General features: G+C 63.0%; 15 protein-coding genes and 1 other RNA gene. 10 read left to right on the top strand and 6 right to left on the bottom strand.

The genetic code is table 11. The features are described from left to right. Positions 1–11: 11 nt before the first annotated feature. From ASD02_RS03975 to ASD02_RS03960, 4 genes are all read right to left on the bottom strand, one after another. Positions 12–383 (bottom strand): VOC family protein, encoded by a 372-nt coding sequence (locus ASD02_RS03975; RefSeq protein ID WP_025425475.1) that lies wholly within the window; start codon positions 381–383, stop codon positions 12–14. Between the two features lie 82 nt (positions 384–465). Further along, positions 466–1,176: a YafY family protein gene (locus ASD02_RS03970; protein ID WP_025425476.1), complete on the bottom strand. Its 711-nt coding sequence runs from the start codon at positions 1,174–1,176 to the stop codon at positions 466–468. A 31-nt stretch (positions 1,177–1,207) separates the two neighbouring features. Beyond that, positions 1,208–2,188 (bottom strand): NAD(+) diphosphatase, encoded by a 981-nt coding sequence (gene nudC / locus ASD02_RS03965; RefSeq protein WP_025425477.1) that lies wholly within the window; start codon positions 2,186–2,188, stop codon positions 1,208–1,210. Positions 2,189–2,190: 2 nt separating this feature from the next. After that, on the bottom strand, positions 2,191–2,595 hold the full coding sequence (locus ASD02_RS03960) for an HIT family protein (RefSeq protein ID WP_025425478.1): 405 nt from the start codon (positions 2,593–2,595) through the stop codon (positions 2,191–2,193). Between the two features lie 107 nt (positions 2,596–2,702). Here ASD02_RS03960 and ffs point away from each other — a divergent pair. The 3 genes from ffs to ASD02_RS03950 all read left to right on the top strand — a co-directional run bounded on the left by ffs (position 2,703) and on the right by ASD02_RS03950 (position 5,183). Then, positions 2,703–2,799, top strand: an RNA gene (gene ffs / locus ASD02_RS36515) — signal recognition particle sRNA small type. Positions 2,800–2,940: 141 nt separating this feature from the next. Next, positions 2,941–4,812, top strand: a complete 1,872-nt coding sequence (locus ASD02_RS03955) for a DNA polymerase III subunit gamma/tau (protein WP_025425479.1) — start codon at positions 2,941–2,943, stop codon at positions 4,810–4,812. A 47-nt stretch (positions 4,813–4,859) separates the two neighbouring features. Further along, entirely contained in the window at positions 4,860–5,183 is a 324-nt protein-coding gene (locus tag ASD02_RS03950; protein WP_025425480.1) for a YbaB/EbfC family nucleoid-associated protein, read from the top strand. A gap of 120 nt (positions 5,184–5,303) precedes the next feature. Here the strand turns inward: ASD02_RS03950 and ASD02_RS03945 are convergent, their stop codons facing one another. Continuing rightward, positions 5,304–7,127, bottom strand: coding sequence for a patatin-like phospholipase family protein (locus ASD02_RS03945; protein ID WP_025425481.1), 1,824 nt, complete (start codon positions 7,125–7,127; stop codon positions 5,304–5,306). A gap of 128 nt (positions 7,128–7,255) precedes the next feature. Here ASD02_RS03945 and ASD02_RS03940 point away from each other — a divergent pair, with 128 nt between their 5' ends. The 3 genes from ASD02_RS03940 to ASD02_RS03930 all read left to right on the top strand — a co-directional run bounded on the left by ASD02_RS03940 (position 7,256) and on the right by ASD02_RS03930 (position 9,881). Further along, on the top strand, positions 7,256–7,867 hold the full coding sequence (locus tag ASD02_RS03940) for a LysE family translocator (protein WP_025425482.1): 612 nt from the start codon (positions 7,256–7,258) through the stop codon (positions 7,865–7,867). Between the two features lie 107 nt (positions 7,868–7,974). Then, positions 7,975–8,580, top strand: coding sequence for a recombination mediator RecR (gene recR, locus ASD02_RS03935; RefSeq protein ID WP_025425483.1), 606 nt, complete (start codon positions 7,975–7,977; stop codon positions 8,578–8,580). 62 nt (positions 8,581–8,642) lie between these two features. Further along, positions 8,643–9,881 carry a lytic murein transglycosylase gene (locus ASD02_RS03930; RefSeq protein WP_025425484.1) on the top strand — a complete coding sequence of 413 codons (1,239 nt, stop codon included), beginning with the start codon at positions 8,643–8,645 and terminating at the stop codon, positions 9,879–9,881. Between the two features lie 48 nt (positions 9,882–9,929). Here the strand turns inward: ASD02_RS03930 and ASD02_RS03925 are convergent, their stop codons facing one another. Further along, positions 9,930–11,564 (bottom strand): MFS transporter, encoded by a 1,635-nt coding sequence (locus ASD02_RS03925; RefSeq protein ID WP_038575795.1) that lies wholly within the window; start codon positions 11,562–11,564, stop codon positions 9,930–9,932. A gap of 260 nt (positions 11,565–11,824) precedes the next feature. Between ASD02_RS03925 and rimP the strand changes: the two genes are divergently transcribed. The 4 genes from rimP (at position 11,825) to infB (ending at position 17,631) form a co-directional block, all read left to right on the top strand. Further along, complete coding sequence (gene rimP / locus ASD02_RS03920; protein ID WP_081788827.1) at positions 11,825–12,460, top strand: ribosome maturation factor RimP; 636 nt, start codon at positions 11,825–11,827, stop codon at positions 12,458–12,460. A 48-nt stretch (positions 12,461–12,508) separates the two neighbouring features. Next, positions 12,509–14,125 (top strand): transcription termination factor NusA, encoded by a 1,617-nt coding sequence (gene nusA / locus ASD02_RS03915; protein WP_025425487.1) that lies wholly within the window; start codon positions 12,509–12,511, stop codon positions 14,123–14,125. Next, complete coding sequence (locus ASD02_RS03910; RefSeq protein WP_025425488.1) at positions 14,125–14,823, top strand: RNA-binding protein; 699 nt, start codon at positions 14,125–14,127, stop codon at positions 14,821–14,823. The genes nusA and ASD02_RS03910 overlap by 1 nt, the downstream gene beginning before the upstream one ends. 105 nt (positions 14,824–14,928) lie before the next feature. After that, positions 14,929–17,631, top strand: a complete 2,703-nt coding sequence (gene infB, locus ASD02_RS03905) for a translation initiation factor IF-2 (protein ID WP_025425489.1) — start codon at positions 14,929–14,931, stop codon at positions 17,629–17,631. The last annotated feature ends 46 nt before the right edge of the window (positions 17,632–17,677 follow it).

Genomic DNA, 17,677 nt, shown 5'->3' with positions numbered 1-17,677 from the left:
TCAAACTGGCGCTACTCGTCAAAAAGGCACACGCGCAGGCGGTGTCCATCCGGGTCAAGCGCCACGAAGGTCGGTCCGAAATCCATCTTCGTCAGTTCCTGCGCAATCGGCAGGCCAGCGTCCTTCCATTTTTCATAGTGCGCGCGAACCGCCTCCTCATTTTCCACCATGAATGCCAATTCCGAGCGGCTGCCGGTCTTCGACGGCGGTGGTGGCGCCACCTTATCCTGTGCCCAAAGCCCGAGCACGAAGCCGCCCTGCAGCTCGAAGGACGAAAAGGTCGGGAAGGAGACGAGCGGCTCCTTGCCGAGCAGCTTGCGATAGAATTCGACGCTTGCGAGCGGATCTTCGACATAGAGAATAGTGAGATTTGCCTTGGCCATAATCCGTCTCCTTGTTTGGGAGTTGCAGATTAGCGCGCACCACTGCCAATTTCTGTCAGCATCGATTTCCGGTTTTTATGCCTTATGCCGAACCGACCCGCCTGCCTTCAGGCGCAGCAATATTCTGCGTCGTGCGCCATTCCCGAAGCAACACCTGCCGCCGGCGCGCATAGCGGCTCTCGCTCATGTCAGCCTGCCTGATGCGGTCGGTCCGGAAATGCCTGAAGCCCTGGCGCAGCTCGCACCAGGCAACCAGAACTCGAACATTCTCGAAGAAGCCGAGGGCAAACGGCCAGACCGTGCGGCGGGTCTCGCTGCCGTCGTTGTCGATATAGACGAGGTCGAGCTTGCGCTCGTGGCGTATCGCCTTGCGCAACAATGCAATGTCGATGCCGTCGGCCACCGGCGGGCTTGGCCCGACGAGCAGTGTCGAGGCGTCGAGCTCGTCGCGCAGATCCGCCGGCAGCACCGCGGCGATCTTGGCGAGCGCATCGGCGGCGGCCGCCGCCAGATGGGTGTCGGCGCGTTTTGCCACCCAGCGTGAGCCGAGCACCAGCGCCTCGATCTCCTCCTGCGAGAACATCATTGGCGGCAGCATGAAGCCGGGTTTCAGGATGTAGCCGAGCCCCGGCTCGCCTTCGATATGGGCGCCCTGCGCCTGCAGGCTGGCGATATCGCGGTAGAGCGTTCTGAGGCTGACGCCGGTCTCCTCCGCCAGACGCCGTCCGCTGACGGGCTGGCGGTAGCGTCTGAGAACCTGCAGCAGGTCGAGAAGCCGTTCGGAGCGGGACACCTTAAGTCTCCTCGTATCGGCAGGTCTGTGCTCAGCCGTGCTCGTCCCAGGCCAGCCAGTCGCGCATCAGCCGGTGGGCAATGGCGCCCTTCGGCGGCGGAATATGCTCGTCGCCGGTATCGGCCACGCCGGTCGTGCGTTCCAGCATTGCTGCCGTTTCGGCGCGGGTGAACCAGCGGACATCCTCGAGCTCCTGTTCGTCGCGCTTGATCGCCGTCGATTTCGCCTCGGCATAGCAGCCGATCATCAGCGAGTGCGGCAGCGGCCACGGCTGCGAGGCGTGGTAGCGCACGCGGCCGATGTGGATGCCGGATTCCTCGTGGGTTTCGCGGCGCACGGCGTTTTCGATGGTTTCGCCCGGCTCGACGAAGCCGGCGAGGCACGAATACATTCCGGCCGTGAAATGCGGGCTGCGGCCGAGCAGGCAGAGATCACGCTCCAGATCGATGGTCAGCATGATGACGACGGGATCGGTGCGCGGGAAAACCATATGGCCGCAGGCTGTGCAGACGCGGCGATAGCCACCGGCCTTGCCTTCCATCGGCCCGGCGCAACGGCCGCAGAAGCGGTTGTTGGCGTTCCATGTGATGAGGCTCGAGCCTTGGGCGAACTGGCCGAGAAGTTCTTCCGGCAGCATCTGCTGGCGGTAGAGCGTGCGTCCGTCGGCGATCTTGAACGGCTCGGCCATGTTGTCTTCGGTAAGGCCGGTCGGCACGGCGAGCCGCGGCTCGCCGTTCGGCAGGTAGCCGAGCAGGATGGTGTCGTCGAGCACCGGCTCAAGCCCGTCGAGCTCATAGGGTGCAAACAGCGGGTCGATGATCTTCTCGTCGTGTTTGACGATCAGCTTCGGTCCGGAAAAGGCGAGGAAATGGGCGCCCGGATGTTTGAGCGCGACTTCGATGCAGTCGTCGGCCCGGTGCTCGGACTGGCGATCCAGGTGGTTCTCGGAAAAGGCGACGAGAGTGCTCGGCTCCGGATGAGGGCTTCGAAGGTCAAAGATCGATTTCGTCATGTTCAGAGATTTTCCAGAATGCGGGCTGCAAATGCCTGATGGTCTTGCTCGCCCCAAGGCTCCGACTTGCCGAAGCCCCAGACGGGTCCGGGCCAGTTCGGGTCGCCGTCACTGCGGGCGATGATATGCACATGGAGCTGCCGGACGATGTTGCCGAGCGCGCCGATATTGATCTTCTCGGCACCGGTGACCTTTTTCAAGGCGGTCGCCACCATATTGGTTTCGAAAGTCAGCATCGTCTGGTCGAGCGGCGTGAGATCGAAGATCTCGGAAATGTCCCCGCGTTGGGGAATGAGGACCAGCCAGGGCCAGCGGCGATCGTTCATCAGGCGCATCTGGCAGAGGCCGATCGAGGCGATCGGGATGCCGTCGCGTTCAAGCCGCTCGTCAAGGGTGAATGTCGTCAAGAAGGTCTCCTTGTGCCGGGAGCGGATTCGCCTTGTTTTGCATATCGATATCAGTTTTTTGATGGCTTGGCTTGCATTTGGTTGCGATATTGCCGATATGGGAGCCGGGAGGTTGGTGGTGGACGAGCCACTCGCCAACCGGGTCAGGTCCGGAAGGAAGCAGCCCTAACGAGCCCGGCACGGGTCATCGTGCCAGCCTCCCACCTGCCTGATTGCTGAGATCGAGATAGCTCTCAGCAATCAGGCAGCATCACAGAATGTTGCGGCGTCCAGACGCATCCCATGCGACGCGCGGTGCCGTAAATCCGTCCTGTCGGGACACGAGTTCAAGCAGCGGCAGGGTCGATGAGCGACGAAACGTCCATTTCATCCGAACAGAAACCAGCCGCCTACCGCGTTCTGGCGCGCAAGTATCGCCCCAAGGATTTCTCCGACCTGATGGTCGGCCAGGAGCCGATGGTGCGCACGCTGACCAACGCGTTCGAAACCGGCCGCATCGCTCAAGCCTATATGCTGACCGGCGTGCGCGGGGTCGGCAAGACCACCACCGCCCGCATTCTCGCCCGTGCGCTGAACTACAAGACACCCGAAATCGATCGGCCGACGATCGACCTGCGTGCTCTCGGCGAGCATTGCCAGGCGATCATGGACGGCCGCCATGTCGATGTCATCGAGATGGACGCCGCTTCCCATACCGGCATCGACGATATCAGAGAGATCATCGAGCAGGTGCGCTACCGCCCGGTTTCGGCGCGCTACAAAGTCTACATCATCGACGAAGTGCACATGCTGTCGACGCAGGCCTTCAACGGTCTGTTGAAGACGCTGGAAGAGCCGCCGGAACATGTGAAGTTCATCTTCGCCACCACCGAAATCCGCAAGGTTCCGATCACGGTGCTGTCGCGCTGTCAGCGGTTCGATCTTCGGCGCATCAGCGGCTCCGACCTCGTCGGCCTGTTTTCGACCATTCTCGGCAAGGAAGGCGTTTCCTTCGATCCCGAAGCGCTGGCGATGGTCGCGCGTGCGGCCGAAGGCTCTGCCCGTGACGGCCTGTCGCTGCTCGATCAGGCGATCGCCCATGGCGGCGGTTCCGTCGAGGTCGAGACGGTGCGTTCGATGCTCGGACTTGCCGATCGCGCCCGCATCGTCGATCTGTTCGAACATATCGTCAGGGGCGACGTTGCCGCAGCCCTCGCAGAATTTTCGGCACAATACGAGGCCGGCGCCAACCCGACGGTGGTTCTGACCGACCTTGCCGATTTCACCCATCTCGTCACCCGGCTGAAATACGTGCCGGATGCGGCCAGCGATCAGTCCCTGAGCGAGATCGAGCGGACGCGCGGAGCGGAGTTTGCCGGCAATGTCGCCGTCAGCACGCTGTCGCGCATCTGGCAGATGCTGCTGAAGGGCATTCCTGAAGCCGAAAGTTCGTCGCGCCCGGCCGGTGCTGCCGAAATGGTGCTGATCCGGCTTGCCCATGCGGCCCATCTTCCGTCGCCCGAAGACGCGGCGAGACGCGTGCTCGAACTGTCCGGCAGCGACAATGGCAGCGTCCGTCCGGCGCCCGGTGGTGGAAGTGGCGGCGGCATGCTGGCGTCAGTCGGCGCGCCCGTGCAGGCGCAGGCGGCCCAGTCGACATCGATGGGACGGCCGACCGGCAACGGCGCGACGATGTTGCGCGCGGTTCCCGATGTCAGCCCGCAGCCGATCAGCGTCGGACACACCGAGGAGCGGCCGGCAGCCGCGCCTTCAGCAAAGGCTCAGCCGTCGGTGCCGGTCAATTCGGTCAGCGACATCGCCGACCTCTGCGCCAAGAATAAAGACATCAAGCTGAAGACGCTGGTGCGCGGCTTCGTGCGGCTGGTGCGCATCGAGCCCGGCCGGCTTGACGTCAACGTCCCGGATGATGCGCCGAAGACGCTGCTCGGCGAACTCGCCGTCAAGCTCAAGGAATGGACCGGCATTCACTGGATCGTCAGCTACAGCCGTGACCCCGGCGAGCCGACCATGATCGAAGCCGAACAGCAGGCCCAGGAAAAGCGTGTCAGCGATGCGCGCCAGGATCCGGATGTGGCTGCCATCCTCGCCCGTTTCCCGGGCGCCAAGATCACCGACGTGCGCATTCGCGCCGTCGAGGAGGAAGAGGCCGAGAGCGTAGCTCCGGCCACAGCCGAATCTGCCGATGGCGATATCGTCCCCGGCGACGATATCGAATAGTCGGTCGGAACGAACGACCGGAAATTTCTAGAGAACAGGAGACGACGATGCGCGACATCATGGGGATGATGGGCAAGGTCAAGGAAATGCAGGCCAAGATGGAGAAGATGCAGGCGGAAATCGCTGCGCTCGAAGTCGATGGTGTCTCCGGTGGCGGCCTCGTCACCGTCCGCCTCGATGGCAAGGGCACTCTGAAGAGCCTGAAGATCGACCCGTCGCTGTTCAAGGAAGACGATGTCGAGATCCTCGAAGACCTGATCGTCGCCGCCCACAAGGACGCCAAGGACAAGGCCGAGGCCGTCCAGGCCGAAAAGACCCGCGAACTCACAGCCGGCCTGCCGATCCCGCCCGGTATGAAGCTGCCGTTCTGATCGGCCGTTCTTCGCTGCTAGACCATTTCCAGGAAAAGTGCGAAGCGGTTTTCCGTCAGGAAATGCGTAAAAACAAAGAGATAGATCATTTGTGCGGTTCCGTCCAAATCGGAAACGACTCTATGAGTCGGGCGCCGGTGCGGGAACGATCGGTTTCGCCGGAGTGGCGCCGCGCGGATTGGTGTCCATGCTGGCGGTGATGCGCAGATCGGCTTTCTGTGTAGAGGCCGGCGGTATCGGTCGTTGATCGAGCGCCGCGCCGATCTCGGCGAGCTTGAAGGCGAAATCGTTGAGCGCTGCGCGTTCGGCCTTGGACGACCCCACCAATCCGGTCGGGTCGTATTTCGTCAGGATCGTTGGATAGTCGGCGGTGCTGTCCGTCGGCGGCGCATTGTAGCGCGCCGAGAGCTTTCTGAGCGATTCCGCCAATGTCGGCAGCATCGTCAACGCTCTACGCCAACGGTGTTCGTTGAAGTCGAAATCGTTAAGAAGAGTCTCGCCGGCCTTTCCGCCGAGTGCGCTGAGATAGGCGACGGTTTCGCGATCCATATCCAGATTGAGCCCACCCTCCTTGTCGTCGTCGAGCCTGACTTCGACGATCCGCTCGCTGTAACCGTGCAGCTGGCTCTGCAGCGTGTCCTGCCAATTGCGCGCCGTGTCGAGGATGGCACCGACAAAGCCGAACAGCCCGTCGACCGGGTAGATGGGCGCGACCTTGCCTTCGGACGTCCTGCGCGGAAGATAGACGCGGCTTGCCCCGTCCGCGTCATCGCCGTGCCGCCGCTGATCATAACTGGCAAGCGAGATGCCGAAGGTCGGTCGCCCAGGCAGAAGGCCGTCAAAAAGGTGAATCGGAAAGTTGCTGGTGATGCCACCGTCGGAAAACAGACAGCGGATGTGCGTAGCGGGATCGCGCCGTGCGCTGCTTTTCAGCGAGTAGTCGTAGCGGTAAAGCGGCACGGCACGGATCAGCCCGGGAAAGCTCAGGCTCATCCGGGCGAGAATGGCCACGGGCAGCTTGTTTGCCGGCGGTAGCTGGTAGAAGTCCTTCGACCCATCGGCCGCGACGATGTCGCGTGGTTTGCTCTCCTTGAGCAGGTACGCCATGATCGAGGACGGAAACAACGCCTCGAACTCCGACTTGCGATAATTATGGACCCGGTCTCCGAATGGCAACTCGTAAGGACGGCGCGAGGAGAGGTCGGTGGTCACGCTTCTAAGCGTGATGTCGTGCGCCTCGAGGTCGCCAATTGTCAACGGCCTGTCCGAACCATCCTGCCGGAGGGGACCGGCTATCGCCTCTATTCTTTCGGAGATCCAGTTGGTGAAAGCCGGGTTCTTCATGCCCGGCTGGGTCAGGCCGCTGCAAAGACCGAAATCGTTGGCCGGCAAGAGCACCGCTACCGCCTGGTAGAATTGATAGAGGATCATCAAGATTGCGCCGGTCAAAGCGGTGACGATGCCGAGCAGTATTGTCGCGGCGCCGGTGCCGAGCACACCTGCAATAAGGATCAAAATGCCGGGTGCAGCGCCAAGCAACGCCGGCAGGGCAAAGACCCGCAGCGTCTCCAAGGCGCAGGCCATGGCCCTGCTGTGCTGGGTGCGAATGGCGGCCATGCCGATGCGAAAGAGGGGGGCCGTGTCGGCAGAGGGCTGAAAGAAGGTTGAAAGGTTTGCCGCCAGCTCGCCAGGCATGCCGTCGATGAGGGCAAAGCCGGCATTCTTCTCTTCCACCGTCGCGCCGGTTTGCCGCCGGTACTCCGCGGCCGCCGTCATCACGGCGGCGATCGCGCCAGCCGAAGTTCCGCCAATGTGCATGAAGCGGTAACGGGTTGCCAGTTCAGTGATGGCGCGCGGGAATACCACGCCGGAGGTGATGCCACCCTTCATGATGAGGTCGCACTCTTCGCTGGGTTTGGCGTAACGGAAAGTCGTATCGTTCATCGCACCCTCCATCTCCGAACAACAACATTAGATTGTGTTGATGTTCGATGCACGCAATTTCGCAGCGGCGGAAGGCTGGCGCCGACGGCAAAGCATGGTAATTTGCCGCCTCTCGAGGAGGATCGCGCATGACCATGACGTCCCTGCTTATGTTTGCCGGCGCCTTGCTGGTTGCGGCCGGCTCGCCCGGCCCGAGCGTCGCCGCCCTTGTGGCCCGCGTGCTTTCGAAGGGCGCGCGCGACGTTCTACCCTTCCTTGTGGCGCTCTGGATCGGCGAGGCCATCTGGCTGTCATTTGCGGTGGCGGGCCTGGCGGCGATTGCCGAAAGCTTCCATCTGCTGTTCGTTGCCATCAAGTGGCTGGGCGTCGCCTACCTGCTCTATCTCGCCTGGAAAATGTGGATGGCCGAACCGGATCTGCCCGGCGACAGCCTGCCGCAGTCGCGCTCACCCTCCAAGCTGTTCTTTGCCGGCCTGACGGTGACGCTCGGCAATCCCAAGGTGATGATGTTCTACGTCGCGTTGCTGCCCTCGATCATCGACCTGCGCTCGGTCACCTTGATCGGCTGGATGGAGCTGGTTGCGACGATGCTGGTGGTTCTGGTCGTGGTCGATTTCGGCTGGGTGACCATGGCCGCCAATGCGCGCAAGCTCCTGAAGAGCAAGCGCGCCGTTCGCCTCGCCAACCGCGCCAGCGCCGGAACCATCGCCGGGGCGGCCGTCGTCATCGCCACCCGTTGAGCCGTGCTTCGATGCGTCCGTGAGTTCCGGCGCAATGGAGGGCGGGAGCCGCGTGATATTCCGGCAAGGCGATTCCGTTTGTCGGCGATATGGGCTAAAAGCGCCGCATGGCAAAGCGAGTCACCGGTCCCGAAATCGAAAAACTGATCCAGCTTCTGGCAAAGGTGCCGGGGCTGGGGCCGCGTTCGGCGCGGCGCGCGGCGCTGCATCTGGTCAAGAAGAAGGACCAGCTGCTTGGGCCCCTGGCGGAAGCCATGGGCGAGGCCCATCGCAAGGTGCGCATCTGCTCGTGCTGCGGCAATGTCGACACGATCGATCCCTGTACGGTCTGCGCGGATGAACGCCGCGACCAGTCGGTGATCATCGTCGTCGAGGATGTCGCCGATCTCTGGGCGCTGGAACGGGCCGCGGCGATGAACGCCGCCTATCACGTGCTCGGCGGCACGCTGTCGCCGCTCGACGGCGTCGGCCCCGACGACCTCAACATCAAGGGGCTGGTGCAGCGCGTTGCCAATGGCGGCGTCCGCGAACTGATCATCGCCGTCAACGCCACGGTCGAGGGCCAGACTACCGCCCACTATATCACCGACCAGCTCGAGGGGATGGAGGTGAAGATCACGCGGCTTGCCCATGGCGTGCCTGTTGGCGGCGAACTCGATTATCTCGACGAGGGCACGCTGGCGGCCGCCCTTCGCGCCCGCACCTCGATCTGACACCTCGAATTGATCGGGGCTTTTGCCCCAACCGCCCGCGATCCAACCGATAGGGAAGCCGGATGCTGAGATTTCTATCACTGTCGACATTGTTGTTCTGCGTTTTCACGGGCTTCGCCCAGGCTGCCTCCAAGGCGGATGTCGAGAACCAGTTTCGCCAGTGGCTGCAGCGCGATCTCTGGCCGGAAGCCGAGAAGTCGGGTGTATCAGCGCGATCGTTCAAGGCCGCATTTGCTGACGTAAAGCTGAACTGGGACCTGCCCGATCTGGCCCCACCCGGCTTCCCCAAGCCGAAGGAGCAGAAGCAGAGCCAGGCGGAGTTTTCCTCGCCCGGCAGCTACTTCTCCGAAAAGCGGCTGCAGGGATTGGCGGCAACGGGGCGAAGCCTTGCTTCGACGCACGCGTCTACCCTGAAGCGGATCGAAAAGACCTATGGGGTTCCGGCATCGGTGGTCGTGGCGATCTGGGGCCGCGAATCCGGCTTCGGACGCGCGAAAATTCCCTATCCGGTCGTCGATGTCCTGGCGACCAAGGCCTTCATGTCGACCCGGCCGGATCTGTTCCGCCGCGAGTTGATCGCGGCCTTGCATATTCTGGACAGCGGCGACGTCGAAGAGGTGTCGATGCGCGGCTCCTGGGCCGGCGCCATGGGTCAGCCGCAGTTCATGCCGTCGAGCTTCCTGCAATATGCCGTCGATTTCGACGGCGACGGCCGCCGCGATATCTGGAACTCTGTTCCCGACAGCTTGGCGTCGATTGCCAACTATCTCGTCAAGAAGGGCTGGCAACGTGGCCGCGACTGGGGCTTCGAAGTGTCGATCCCGGCCGGCGTCTCCTGCGCACAGGAAGGTCCGGATCTTGCCCGGCCGATGTCCGATTGGGCGGCCAAGGGCATCACCCGCATTTCCGGAAAAGCCTTCCCGTCGCATGAGCGTTCGGCGCCGTCGATGATGTTGGTTCCGGCCGGCACTCATGGGCCGGAGTTCATCGTCACGCCGAATTTCTATGTGCTCAAGGAATACAACAACTCGGACCTCTATGCGCTGTTCATTGGCAACCTTGCCGATCGCATCGGCGCGGGTGGCGGTGCCTTCCGCGGCACCTGGGGCGATGTCGGCAACATGCTGCGCTCCGATGTCCTGGCGATGCAGAAGGCGCTGGTTGCCAAGGGCTACGACGTCGGCAAGGCCGATGGTCTGGCCGGCTACAAGACGCGCCGCTCGCTCGGCGACTGGCAGGCCAAGAACGGCCTGGCGCCGACCTGCTTTCCCGACGCCACGTTGAAAGCGAAGCTCCGGTAAGTCTGCTGCTGCCGGCGTGTTTACCCAATCCTAGGCGCGCGCTTCGCCTCAGTGCATGTCGACGTTCACCTGCCGCTTGTAGCGCTCGTAATGCGTCGGAACGATCGTCTGGCGCTCGATCATGCGATGCACCCGCGGTGGCGCTGCGCCGCGATGCAGCGCCGTCAGCTTGTCGCCGACCGAGGCGTCGGCTTGCGTCCGGCGCTGGTTATGGCGCACATATTCCACCCAGGTCGGCACATGGTAGGTTTCCGTCCAGGTGGTCGGAATTTCCAGATCGCGCATCAGCGCCCAATGGCCGGCGCCGTCGCGGATGCGGATGCGCCGCCGTTCGGCCATGGTCTCCAGAAACTCCGGTATGTCGGCATCGTCGATCTCGTAATCGATCATGATGACGATCGGGCCGCTGCGGGGTTTCAGGTCCAGCTCGAGCAGCGGCTCGTTGAAGCGGTTGAGCGGATCGAGGTTGAGCGACTTGAACTCGGGCAGCGGCAGGCGCAGGCCGATGACCGCACCCGCCAGCATCAACAGACAGGAGACAACAAGCGCATTGGTGGCACCATATTGCTCGGCCGTCGTGCCCCAGAGCCAGCTGCCGCCGGCAATGCCGCCGAAGGTCATGGTCTGGTAGAGCGACAGCGCCCGGCCGACCACCCAGCGCGGAGCCGAAAGCTGGACGGTGGTGTTGAACAGCGACAGGGCCAGCACCCAGGATGCGCCGGAGACCAGGAGCACGAGACAGCTGAGCCAGGCATAGGGGCTGAAGGCAATGACGACCGTGCTCACGGCAAAGCCGCCAAAAGCCAGGCGAACGATCGCTTCGCTCGACATCATTTCGCGCAGTCTTGCGCTCAGCAATGCGCCGCCGATCGCGCCGAGACCGAAGGCGCCGAGCATCAGGCCGTAGGTGAGCGGTCCGCCCTGGACGAGATCGCGCGCCACCAGCGGCAGAAGCGCGAGAATGGCGCTTGCCGAAAGGCCGAAGAGGAAACCGCGCACCAGCACCTTGCCGATATTGGGCGACATGACGACATAGCGCAGGCCTGCCGTAATCGCCCGGCCGAGCGTTTCGCGCGGCAGTGGGCTCATGGTCACTTCGCGCCGCCAGCGCATCAGCGCAAAGAGGATGGCGAAGTAGCTGAGCGAGTTGGCGGCAAAGGCCGCCGCTGCACCCGCCGTCGCCACGATCACGCCGCCGATCGCCGGGCCGACGCTGCGGGTGATGTTGAAGCCCATACTGTTCAGCGCCACGGCCGCCGGCAGGTCGTCGCGCGGAACCATGTCGCCGACCGAGGCCTGCCAGGAGGGGTTGTTGAGCGCCGTGCCGCAGCCGATCAGGAAGGTGAAGAGCAGGAGCAGCCACGGCGTAATGATGCCGAAATAGGCGCAGATGGTCAGAAGCGCCGACACCGTCAGCATGAAACACTGCGCCACCAGCATGATCCGCCGCCGGTCGAAATTGTCGGCAAGCGCGCCGGACACCAGCGAGAACATCATGATGGGAAGCGCGGTCGACGCCTGCACCAGCGCAACCATGTTGGCCGACGAGGAAATCGAGGTCATCAGCCAGGCGGCGCCGACCGACTGGATGAGGCCGCCGAAGTTGGAGGCGAGGCTTGCTATCCAGATGGTGCGGAAGATGTCGTGCTTGAAGGGGGCCAGTGGCGAAATACGGGTGGGCACCTCGTCTTCTCTCTCGTGTCTTTTGATTGCGATATCGAAGCGGTTCGTTGCCTGTTATAAACCTCGAAGGCCGAAGTGCCAGCCGCTGAAACTTGCCGTCGCATCGATTGCCTGCCATCCGCCCCGATCTGGCGGCTTCGGCCACCACCGGTCGAACACCTTGCAATTTGCGGCAACGAGGCGTATATGGGCCTCAAATTCTTGATCGGTAGATGAAGAGTGGGCCCGTCAGGACCCGCTCTTTTTTATTAGCCGGTCCCATGAGGAGACATCGTTTGTCCGATCCGACAACGGCTGAAAATGAAATTGAACCCCGCCTGATCACCGAGACCGGTCTTGATCAGCGCATCGCCGACATCATCGAACCGGTGCTGACGCCGATGGGCTATCGCCTGGTACGCGTGCGCATGTCCGGCCAGAACGGCATGACGCTGCAGATCATGGCCGAGCGCAACGACGGCACCATGACCGTCGAAGATTGCGAAGCGATCTCGATGGCCATTTCCCCGGTTCTCGATGTGGAAGATCCGGTCGACAAGGCGTATCATCTGGAAGTGTCGTCGCCCGGCATCGATCGCCCGATGGTGCGCAAGTCCGATTTCTTCCGCTGGCAGGGTCACCTGCTGAAATGCGAGACCTCGGTGCTGGTTGAAGGCCGCAAGCGTTTCCGCGGCAAGATCGTGTCCGTGGATGCGGATGGTTTCCAGATCGAGCGCGATCAGCCTGCTTATGGCGAGGAAGCGACGGTTACCATTCCTTTCACCACGCTTGCGGAGGCGCGGTTGATCCTGACCGACGACCTGATCCGCGACGCCCTGACGGCCGACAAGAAGGCCAAGGCAGCGCGCGCCGCGAACGAGAATTTTGAAGACGAAGATTCACCTATCGACGAATAAAAGCCGGGGCGGTGCTTGAGGCCCCCTGCAACCAGACGGAGACATGAGATGGCAGTCAGTGCTAACCGGCTCGAGCTTCTGCAGATCGCAGATGCAGTGGCACGCGAAAAGGTGATCGACCGCGAGATCGTTCTGGCCGCGATGGCCGATGCGATCCAGAAGGCCGCGCGCTCCCGCTATGGTTCGGAATCCAACATCCGTGCCGACATCAATTCCAAGACCGGCGAAATCCGCCTGCAGCGTCTGCTGGAAGTGGTCGAGAAGGCGGAAGACTATTCCACCCAGATCCCGCTTGAACTGGCCCGCGACCGCAACCCGGACGCCAAGCTCGGCGACTTCATTGCCGACCCGCTGCCGCCGATGGATTTCGGCCGTATCGCTGCCCAGTCGGCCAAGCAGGTCATCGTGCAGAAGGTTCGCGAAGCCGAGCGTGACCGCCAGTTCGACGAATTCAAGGATCGCGTCGGCGAGATCGTCAACGGCACCGTCAAGCGCGTCGAATACGGCAACGTCATCGTCGATCTCGGCCGTGGCGAAGGCATCATCCGTCGCGACGAGATGATCCCGCGCGAAAACATGCGTTACGGCGACCGCGTCCGCGCCTTCGTCTACGACGTTCGCCGCGAACAGCGCGGCCCGCAGATCTTCCTGTCGCGCACGCATCCGCAGTTCATGGTCAAGCTCTTCACCATGGAAGTGCCTGAAATCTACGACGGCATCATCCAGATCAAGTCGGTTGCCCGCGATCCGGGCTCGCGCGCCAAGATCGCCGTGATCTCGAACGACTCGTCGATCGATCCGGTCGGCGCCTGCGTCGGTATGCGCGGTTCGCGCGTTCAGGCCGTCGTCGGCGAACTGCAGGGCGAAAAGATCGATATCATTCCGTGGTCGCAGGATCCGGCATCGTTCATCGTCAACGCGCTGCAGCCGGCGGAAGTCGCCAAGGTCGTTCTCGACGAAGATGCGGAACGCATCGAAGTGGTGGTTCCGGACGAGCAGCTGTCGCTGGCCATCGGCCGCCGCGGCCAGAACGTTCGCCTCGCTTCGCAGCTGACCGGCTGGGATATCGACATCCTCACCGAGCAGGAAGAAAGCGAACGTCGCCAGAAGGAATTCAACGAGCGCACCAACCTGTTCATGGACTCGCTCGACGTCGACGAGATGGTCGGTCAGGTTCTGGCTTCCGAGGGCTTTGCGGCTGTCGAGGAGCTTGCCTATGTCGATCTCGACGAAATTGCCTCGATCGACGGCTTCGACGACGAAACGGCTACCGAAATCCAGACCCGCGCCCGCGAGTACCTGGACAGGCTGGAAGCTGAGATGGATGCCAAGCGCAAGGAACTCGGCGTTGCCGACGAACTGCGCACGATCAATGGCCTGACCAGCCCGATGCTGGTCGCGCTCGGCGAGGAAGGCATCAAGACCATCGAGGACTTTGCCGGTTGCGCCGCTGACGACCTGGTTGGCTGGAGCGAACGCAAGGACGGCGAGACCAAGCGCTTCGAGGGCACGTTCTCGAAGTTCGAAGTTTCGCGTGCCGACGCTGAAGCCATGATCGTTCAGGCTCGCCTTGCTGCCGGCTGGATCACGGAAGACGACCTCGCCGTCGAGCAGGAAGTAGATGAGGCGATCGAGGTTGCCGAAGGCGCGGAACAGGACGCCTGATGGCGACCACCGCATCGACTGACGCTGACGTTCTGCCTTCGGACAACGGTCCGAAGGACAAGAGCGGCAGCACCCGGACTTGCATCGTCACGCGCGAGAGTGGCTCGCCCGACGATCTGATCCGCTTCGTCGCCGGACCCGACGGCCGCATCGTTCCCGATCTGAAGCGTCAGCTTCCGGGGCGCGGCTGCTGGGTCAAGGCGGAGCGGGCGCTGGTCGAAAAGGCCATGGCGAAGAAGCTCTTCGCCCGGGCCTTGAAGGCCGACGTCAAGGTCGATGCGACGCTTGCCGATGACGTGGACAGGCTGCTCGTCGAGCAGCTTGCCGGAATGATGAACATGGCGCGCAAGGCGGCCCAGTTCATCTCCGGCGCGACGAAGACGGAGCAGGCAGTTCGTGGATTGGCGGCACTCGCCGTCTTCCACGCGAGTGATGCGGCAGCCGACGGCGTCCGCAAGATTGACCAGGCCCGCAAGGCGATGAGCTTTGTGGTTGAAGATGAAACGGAAATACCCGCGTTCCGCCCCTTCACGGCGGCGGAAATGGAGGGCCTTTTGGGAAGTAATGCTTTTATCCATGCCGCAACGCTTGCAGGGCAGGCGGGTGAGGGTGTAGTGAAGCGCGCAATCATGCTCGAAAAGTACCGTGGATCCGTCCCGGTCCGGGCCGAAGGCGGCGCTGGCAAGCCACAGCAATGACGCGCGTCACCGGCAAAATCCGGCATCGCGTACATTGTTTGAGACAATTTGGAAGACAGGGTCAGGTGATACGCATCCGGCCCTGATCGCTAGGAACGGAACGGAATGACCGACAACAACGACGACAAGACAGGCGGCGCAGCAGGCAAGAAGACGCTGACCCTGAAGCCCTCCGGGGTTTCGCAGGGGACCGTGCGTCAGGACATGGGCCGTGGCCGCACCAAGGCGGTCGTGGTCGAAACCAAGAAACGCCCCTTCCATCGCCCCAAGGACGAGCGCCCGATCACGCCGGTTGCCGCGGCTCCCGCCGCACGGCCGGCCGAACAGCGTCCGGCTCAGCCGCAGCCTTCGGGCCGCCCGGCCCCGCAGCCACAGCAGCACCAGACGCGCCAGGAAGCCAACCAGGCGAACCGTCCGCGCGTCGGTGTCGTTCTGAACCAGCTTTCCGCCGGTGAGATCGATGCGCGCCGCCGCGCTCTGGCCGAAGCCCAGATCCGCGAAGCTGAAGAAGCGGTCATCCGCGCCGAGAACGAAGCGCGCCGCAAGCGTGAGGAAGAAGCCCGTCTCCTGCAGGAGAAGGAAGACGCCGCACGTCGCGCCGCCGAGGAAGCAGCCCGCCCGGCTGTCGAGCCCGAAGCCAAGGCCGAAGAGGTTGTCGAAGAGCGCCCCGTGGCTGCTCGCGCACCTGCAGCCGGCGAGCGTCGCGTCGACAATCGCCCGCAGGCTGCACGGCCCGCCGCCGCCCCGGCAGCAGGTCTTCCGACGCCGGCACCGGCCGGTGCTCTGCGCGGCCGCAAGGTCGACAACGAAAAGGATGAGGATCGCAGCCCGCGCCCCGGCGCAGGTCCGGTTCGTGGCAAGGTCGTGCGTCCGGAGCCGGCAAAGCCGGTCACGCGCCCGAAGGGTGACGATGGTCGCCGCCAGGGCAAGCTGACGCTGACCACCGCTGCCGACGAGGATGCCGGCCAGCGCGCCCGTTCGCTGTCGGCGATGCGTCGCCGCCAGGAGAAGTTCAAGCGCAGCCAGATGCAGGAGACCCGCGAGAAGATTTCGCGCGAAGTCGTTCTGCCGGAAACCATCACGATTCAGGAACTGTCGCAGCGCATGTCCGAACGCGCCGTCGACGTCATCAAGTACCTGATGAAGGAAGGCCAGATGATGAAGCCCGGCGATCTGATCGATGCCGACCTGGCTGAACTCATCGCCGGCGAATTCGGCCACACCGTCAAGCGTGTTTCCGAGTCCGACGTCGAAGAAGGCATCTTCAACGTTTCCGACATCGAGGAAGAACTGGTCTCGCGTCCGCCGATCGTCACGATCATGGGTCACGTCGACCACGGCAAGACCTCGCTGCTCGACGCCATCCGTCATGCCAACGTGGTTGCCGGCGAAGCGGGTGGCATCACCCAGCACATCGGCGCCTACCAGGTCGAGCAGAACGGTAACAAGATCACCTTCATCGACACACCCGGCCACGCGGCGTTCACCGCCATGCGTGCCCGTGGTGCCCAGGCGACCGACATTGCCATCCTGGTGGTTGCGGCCGACGACAGCGTGATGCCGCAGACGATCGAATCCATCAACCACGCCAAAGCGGCCGGTGTTCCGATCATCGTGGCGATCAACAAGGTCGACAAGCCGGCGGCCAATGCCCAGAAGGTTCGCACCGAACTTCTGCAGCATGAAGTCTTCGTCGAATCCATGGGCGGTGAAGTTCTCGACGTGGAAGTCTCGGCGAAGAACGGCACCAACCTCGACAAGCTGCTCGAAGCGATCCTGCTCCAGGCCGAAATCCTCGACCTCAAGGCCAATCCGAACCGGACAGCCGAAGGTACTGTGGTTGAAGCCGAACTCGACCGTGGCCGCGGCGCCGTCGCAACCGTGCTCGTTCAGAAGGGTACGCTGCGTCCGGGCCAGATCATCGTTGCCGGCGACCAGTGGGGCCGTGTGCGCGCCCTGGTCAACGACAAGGGTGAACACGTCAAGGAAGCCGGTCCGTCGATGCCGGTCGAAGTTCTCGGCCTGTCGGGCACGCCGGCAGCAGGCGACAAGTTCGCCGTCGTCGAAAACGAAAGCCGCGCTCGCGAGATCTCGGAATACCGCCTGCGGCTTGCCCGCGACAAGGCAGTTGCCCGTCAGTCCGGTTCGCGCGGTTCGCTCGAGCAGATGATGACCCAGCTCCAGACCTCCGGTCTCAAGGAGTTCCCGCTCGTCATCAAGGGCGACGTGCAAGGCTCGATCGAAGCGATCGCCGGTGCGCTGGACAAGCTCGGAACCGACGAAGTGCGTGCGCGCATCGTCCATTCGGGTGCTGGCGGTATCACCGAGTCGGATATCTCGCTCGCAGAAGCATCGAACGCCGCCATCATCGGCTTCAACGTTCGTGCCAACAATCAGGCCCGTTCGGCAGCCGAGCGTGGAGGCATCGAAATCCGCTACTACAACATCATCTACGATCTGGTGGATGACGTTAAGGCGGCGATGTCCGGTCTGCTTTCGCCCGAGCGTCGCGAAACCTTCCTCGGCAACGCCGAGATCCTTGAGGTGTTCAACATCACCAAGGTCGGCAAGGTCGCGGGTTGCCGCGTCACCGAAGGCAAGGTCGAGCGCGGCGTCGGCGTCCGTCTGGTTCGCGACAACGTCGTCATCCACGAAGGCAAGCTCAAGACGCTCAAGCGCTTCAAGGACGAAGTCTCGGAAGTCAACGTCGGTCAGGAATGCGGTATGGCGTTCGAGAACTACGAAGACATCCGCGCAGGCGACACGATCGAGTGCTTCCGCGTCGAACACATCACGCGGACGCTGTAAGATCCGTCCGATTAGAAATTGTGCGGGCGCCGGGTTATCCTTCGGC

Source organism: Ensifer sp. Root1252, from assembly GCF_001425885.1.
Taxonomy (GTDB): Bacteria; Pseudomonadota; Alphaproteobacteria; order Rhizobiales; family Rhizobiaceae; genus Ensifer; species Ensifer canadensis.
Note: the sequence above shows the minus strand (reverse complement) of the source record. Positions and strands in the feature narration are given on the sequence as shown.